At 47.7% G+C, this 5638-nt stretch carries 4 protein-coding genes and 2 pseudogenes; 2 read left to right on the forward strand and 4 right to left on the reverse strand.

From position 1 onward, the window contains the following. From C7B77_RS22505 to pilM, 3 genes and pseudogenes are all read right to left on the reverse strand, one after another. Positions 1-240 (reverse strand): annotated as a pseudogene (locus C7B77_RS22505) (pilus assembly protein); the annotation flags it as partial. After that, positions 237-1262, reverse strand: coding sequence for a PilN domain-containing protein (locus C7B77_RS22510; RefSeq protein WP_106310159.1), 1026 nt, complete (start codon positions 1260-1262; stop codon positions 237-239). The pseudogene C7B77_RS22505 and the gene C7B77_RS22510, both read right to left, overlap by 4 nt. 4 nt (positions 1263-1266) lie before the next feature. Continuing rightward, positions 1267-2382: a type IV pilus assembly protein PilM gene (gene pilM / locus C7B77_RS22515; protein WP_106310163.1), complete on the reverse strand. Its 1116-nt coding sequence runs from the start codon at positions 2380-2382 to the stop codon at positions 1267-1269. Between the two features lie 544 nt (positions 2383-2926). On the opposite strand from pilM, the gene C7B77_RS22520 reads away from it, so the two are divergent. Further along, positions 2927-3133 carry a hypothetical protein gene (locus tag C7B77_RS22520; RefSeq protein WP_106310166.1) on the forward strand — a complete coding sequence of 69 codons (207 nt, stop codon included), beginning with the start codon at positions 2927-2929 and terminating at the stop codon, positions 3131-3133. Positions 3134-3329: 196 nt separating this feature from the next. On the opposite strand, the gene C7B77_RS31520 is transcribed toward C7B77_RS22520, so the two are convergent. Then, positions 3330-3452 (reverse strand): hypothetical protein, encoded by a 123-nt coding sequence (locus C7B77_RS31520; protein ID WP_281261383.1) that lies wholly within the window; start codon positions 3450-3452, stop codon positions 3330-3332. 182 nt (positions 3453-3634) lie between these two features. On the opposite strand from C7B77_RS31520, the pseudogene C7B77_RS22525 reads away from it, so the two are divergent. After that, a pseudogene (locus tag C7B77_RS22525) lies at positions 3635-5638 on the forward strand (phosphoenolpyruvate carboxylase); the annotation flags it as partial.

The following is a 5638-nucleotide window of genomic DNA, read 5'->3' on the forward strand; positions in this document are numbered from 1 at the left end:
GAGCTGGATCTGCTCTTGAGTTTGAGCTAATTTACTTTCTAACTCTTGATTTTTATCCGATTGTGGTTTCAGGTAACTCACATATATATATCCAGAAGCACCGATGCCAATCGCTGCCAAACATAGCCCGCTGACGATCGGGCTAAATGTAATTCCAAAGACGGAAGGATATGCTGGAGCGGCGATAAAAGATGTATTACCTACTAAATCGCTCTCGATTAAATCGCTACTATATGTCATGGCTTAATTACCTGCTGTTGTTGAAGGCTTTTGAGTCGAGTTACCAAACCAACAGCTCCTTTGCGCTCTAGTTCGCGGATGAGATCTGCCGCTGGAATTCGTTTGATGGAGGTTTGGATTTTGTACTCAACTACTTTTGGTAGCTCTAATCGTTCCACTCGATCGATTGCAGTTTGTTCGGATGGCGTAATCTTGTCTTGGGGTTTCTCAATCTTTTGCTTGGTCAAATTGGTGGTTGCAGCACTCAAATTAGCACTGATTAGCTGAATATCATCAGGATTGAAGAAAGCTGATTGTTTGAGAGTAAGGACAAAGTTATTGACCTCATCAAAAGTTTTGGCGGTACCTGAAATTTCGATCTTGGTAGTCGGGACATCTGCGGGGAGAGTGGCGACAGGCGTACCGGGAGTTGGCGCGGTCGCACCGGGTGCTGTAGTCCCAGTTGGTGCGGTGGCGACAGTTGGGGGGCTAGCTGCGGGAGTATTAGCAGCCGGAGGTTTGAGACTGGCTTCTGCGTTGGGCGGAGTGGAGATTTTGTTAATTAAACCACCGCTGGGTGCTGCGGGTGCGGGTGCTGCTGTAGCTGCGGGGGCGGCAATTTTGACCTCGCTTTGGCTAATAGTAGCAATCTGGACGCCTTGAGGAATGCTTTCGCGTAAGTCTTGCAGGATCGCAGACAAAGGTTGAACCTGATTGAACACGCTAGCCAATGATTGAGTTTCATCATTAACTTGAGCTACTTTGCCATTGATTTCTTGCAGACGGGCATCTTGAGCTTTAAGACTACCTAAAGTGCGATCTAATTCTTGCTGTTTAGCTTCGAGTTGAGTAGTCTGTTGGCCTAAGAACAGCCAGCCGCCACCAGCGGCCATTAATGTCAATGCTGCTACTCCCATACCCGCAAATAATGGAAGTTTGCCATATTTTGTAGGTGCAATGGTCGTCCCGCTAGTGTAATCGGTCTGTGAACCCGTCTGAACATCGGTACGTTCGCGGAGTAAATTGATATCTAAACTGTACATATTGTTATACCTCGCGCATTCCTAATCCTAGAACTACTCCTAGTCCGGGTCGTTGACCGATCGGAATATCCATTTCGGGTTCTAAACCCAATCCACCGATCGGATCGACTTGGGTGGTAGGAATACTCAATCGTTGTGTAAAGAAGAGGTCGAGTTGTCCTAACCCGCCGCCAGGGCCAGCTAGGAGCAGTTGTTCTAGTTTGAGTTCTTGGCCGTTGTGACTCATATAAAACTCGATACTGCGACGGACTTCATCAGCTAATTCGGCCAAAATTCGCATCATTGCTGCCATCCCAGGATTGATACTAGTCATGGCTTCGCTCCGATCGTTAATCCGGCTCACGGGGATATCGGGAATGGTGATATCTTGAAGTGCTTCGGAATTGCGGCTTAGGGGCAGATTCATCGCCGTACTGAGGGCTTCTTGCAGTTGAAAGGTGCCAATCGGTACGGTGCGATTGAATTGGGGAATTCCATTGACAACGATCGCGATTTCCGTGCAATCGAACTCGATGTCGATCAAAACTACGGCTTCTTGCGGTGCAAATTGGCGGAGTTGTTCTTTGATCGTGCGGAGTACGGCAAAGCTGCTAATTTCTAAAACTTTTACTGGCAATCCTGCATACTGGAATGTCTCGATATAACTATCGGTAACTTCCTTTCGCGTTGCTGCAAGCATTACTTGCACTTTATCCAACCCGTCTTCATCTGTGACCAAATCTAGTTTTTGATAGTCGAGATCGACTTCTTCGCGAGGATATGGTAGATACAATGCCGCCTCATGATTGAGAATCAGATCTCGCACTTCTTTATCGTTTAATTCGGCTGGAAGAGGAATTAACCTAATCACAGCTTCCCGCATCGGTACGGAAGTGGTAACGTGGGTAGCCTTGATTTTGTTATCGGCAAGGGTGGCGCGAATTAAGTCACCTAACTCTTGGGGGTTGACGATGCGCCCTTCCTCAAAAATTCCTTCGGGAACTTCAGCAGAACACAGATGTTTGAGGCTGAGATCGGCACCTTTTTTGTGGAGTTGGGCAATATTGATCCGTTCGGATCCAAGTTCGATCGCCACTCCATTACCTCGGCGAGGAAATAGATTTTTTAATCGATTAAGCATATAAATTTGTTACTCATAGCCTGGAATATGCCACTAGGAAAAGTAGCGAAGACGGGAGAGAATTTAGTTTGAAGCAAAGGCTGGAACATTCCTAGAAGACTGTTTTCGCACTCCTCGATCGATATCGATCCGCATAATTTAAATATTTAGTTACTCTCCTACTTAAATTACCCGCAACTACCCATCACAATTAACATCACTGACAGTTTTTTTTGAATTATCACGATTTGCGATCGCGGCAAATACTACCAAATTAGGTGCGAACCTTGACTGCGACCTTCTTTCAAGCCAATTACAGATCGGGATTTAAGGATTATTAAGGATTGACAGGATGAGGTTGTCAGTACGATCTATCCATCCATGACCCCTTACACCCGAACCATTACCCCTTACCCATCTTCAAGAAGTCCAGTCTTGTAGCAATAGCGACAAGCACAGACCAGGGAACTCGATTATGATAGTAGATAGGGCATCAGTACCTAAATCCCTACAAAACAGTGCAGAAGCTATCGGACTAGATTATTTGGAGCCGAGGACTATTCGTATGTCAGTATCATCATCCACTGCTGTTGTTTCACCATCTTTACTCGTCAGTCTAGCTGCTACCCCATGGCTGGTAACGATCGCTACCTTTCGCACAACCAGTGCCGCCCTCGAACAATTAGGATTATTTAGTGAAGAAATATTTCGCGGCGATCGATTGCCAGTTCTTCACGTTCCCGATGCGACGATTGTCGAACCAATCGACTAAAGGATCGAAGTACAGATCGAATCATCGATTTATAAGCCGAATTCAACGATGCGATCGTCTCGATCCACAATCTGTGAGCGGGTCGATTGGGATAGTTGAGCAGACGAACAGCTTTTGGTATAATCAGCCATGCACGTATCGAGTGCTTGACGAGCGAGTCGCGAGCGTGACTGAAAAAATTGCGGTCTAAGTCAAACTATATCGATCGACGATCGAACATCCAAAATTTTTGTAAGTATTTAACACAGCGATCGCCACCGTTGGCATAGCCAAGCTCGCAGTAGGTAATCGCCGCTCGTAGGACTGGACTGGGCCACATTTACCGAAGTCCAGTCCTACGCAAAACTTCCGACTCGATCGCGCTCGATGGCGATCGGGCGAGTGCTTGGCGTTCCTGCGAGCATCTATCCAAGATCGACGAGACCGTCAGCTTGACATTGGCGGTGAGATCGTCACACTAGGTAGCTTACCCCCCACTTCAATATCGCGAGCAACTGTTATATGCAACCGCAAACCCACATGTTAGAGTCAGAATTGATGGTTTCCAGTCCATCCAATCTCCTCCTAAACCATCGACTCAAGGTAATCGAAGACCTGTGGGAACGCGTGCTGCGAGATGCTTGCGGGCAAGAATTGGTCAATTTACTCAACCAGTTGCGGGAGATGTGTTCCTCTGATGGTAGTGCTGCCGAACCTTTGCCCCAAGCGGTACACGCCCTGATCGAGAAACTCGATCTCAAAGATGCCATTCGTGCCGCCAGAGCATTCGCGCTCTATTTTCAATTGATCAATATTGTCGAGCAACACTACGAGCAGCGCGAACAAAAACTCGCGCTCAAGTTATCGCTCCAGTATTCTGTCCCTGTGCATTCTGGCAATCCAAACAGTCATAATGCCGAGCATGTCGCCCCATTGGGTGCGGGATTGCTCGAAAAAACTTGGCAAGCTTCTACCATCGAAACCCAAAAAGATCGCGGTACTTTTGCCGCTTTATTTCCCCTGCTCAAAGCTGCTGGCGTACCGCCCCAACAGGTGCAGCGATTGTTCGATGAATTGGATATCGGTTTAGTCTTTACTGCCCATCCCACCGAAATCGTGCGACATACCATTCGTGACAAGCAGCGACGGGTGGCGCAGATTTTGGAGAAACTCGATCTCGCGGAGGAGGATATGGCGCGGCTGGGAATCCAATCTTCGTGGGAAGTCGCCGAATTAGAGGGACAACTATTAGAAGAGATCCTATTATGGTGGCGGACGGATGAATTACATCAATTTAAGCCGACAGTTTTGGATGAAGTAGACTATACTCTCCACTACTTTGAAGAGGTCTTATTCGATGCGATTCCGCAACTTTCGCAACGGTTGAATATGGCTCTCAAGCAGTCTTTTCCTTATCTGACACCCCCGAGCAATCGCTTTTGTCGGTTTGGCTCGTGGGTGGGATCGGATCGCGATGGCAATCCCTCTGTCACGCCAAAATTACCTGGCAAACTGCCTGCTATCAGCGGGGAATCGTCCTCAAAAAATATATCAAATGTACCAGAGGCTTAACTAATGCCCTGAGTCTATCTCTGCATTGGAGTAATGTTTTACCTGAGTTATTAGAGTCCCTAGAGCAGGATAAATCCCATTTCCCCGAAATCTATGACGACTTGGCGATCCGCTATCGTCAAGAGCCGTATCGACTCAAATTAACTTATATTATCAAGCGGCTCTCGAATACGCTCGATCGATCGCGTCAAGTCTCCGACTGGGATAGCTTAGAGTTTCCCAAAGCAGAACTCAACCCCAATACCTGCTACCACTCCGGTGCAGATTTCCTCAAAGAATTAGGGCTGATCCGCCAAAGCTTGCAGCAAACCGGACTGACTTGTCAAGCCTTAGAAACATTAATTTGTCAGGTCGAAATCTACGGCTTCAATCTCGCCCAGCTCGATATCCGACAAGAAAGCGGTCGTCATGCCGACACGATCGCTGAAATAACCGACTATCTCCAAGTATTGCCCAAGTCTTATCACGATCTCTCGGAAGCCGAGCGCGTTGAATGGTTGGTGGGCGAACTCAAAACTCGGCGTCCGTTAATTCCGGGCGAACTACCGTTTTCGCCCAAAGCCGTCGAAACGATCGAAACCTTCCGGATGCTGCGCCGCCTCCATCAGGAATTCGGCCCCGAAATTTGTCAAACATATGTCATTAGTATGAACCGAGATGTCAGTGACATTCTCGAAGTGATGCTTTTGGGCAAAGAATCGGGCTTGTACGACCCCGCGACGGGGATTACCAGTCTTCAGGTGGTACCGCTATTTGAAACCGTCGAAGACCTCAAAAAAGCCCCGCTGGTGATGCAATCTCTATTTGAGTTGCCCTTGTATCGTGCGGCTCTAACTGGCGGCTATCAACCAACTCCCGAAAATGCCATCCCTGGCTTAGTGCCTCATCTCCAAGAGGTCATGTTGGGTTACTCCGATAGTAATAAAGATGCAGGCTTTCTCAGCAGTAACTGGG

The organism is Chamaesiphon polymorphus CCALA 037 (assembly GCF_003003845.1).
In the GTDB taxonomy this organism is placed as follows: Bacteria; Cyanobacteriota; Cyanobacteriia; order Cyanobacteriales; family Chamaesiphonaceae; genus Chamaesiphon; species Chamaesiphon polymorphus.

Bases quoted from the DNA above. Each gene is read 5' to 3' on its own strand.
- C7B77_RS31520 (WP_281261383.1), bottom strand. From the start codon at position 3,452: ATGTGGCCCAGTCCAGTCCTACGAGCGGCGATTACCTACTGCGAGCTT.
- pilM (WP_106310163.1), bottom strand. From the start codon at position 2,382: ATGCTTAATCGATTAAAAAATCTATTTCCTCGCCGAGGTAATGGAGTG.
- C7B77_RS22520 (WP_106310166.1), top strand. From the start codon at position 2,927: ATGTCAGTATCATCATCCACTGCTGTTGTTTCACCATCTTTACTCGTC.
- C7B77_RS22510 (WP_106310159.1), bottom strand. From the start codon at position 1,262: ATGTACAGTTTAGATATCAATTTACTCCGCGAACGTACCGATGTTCAG.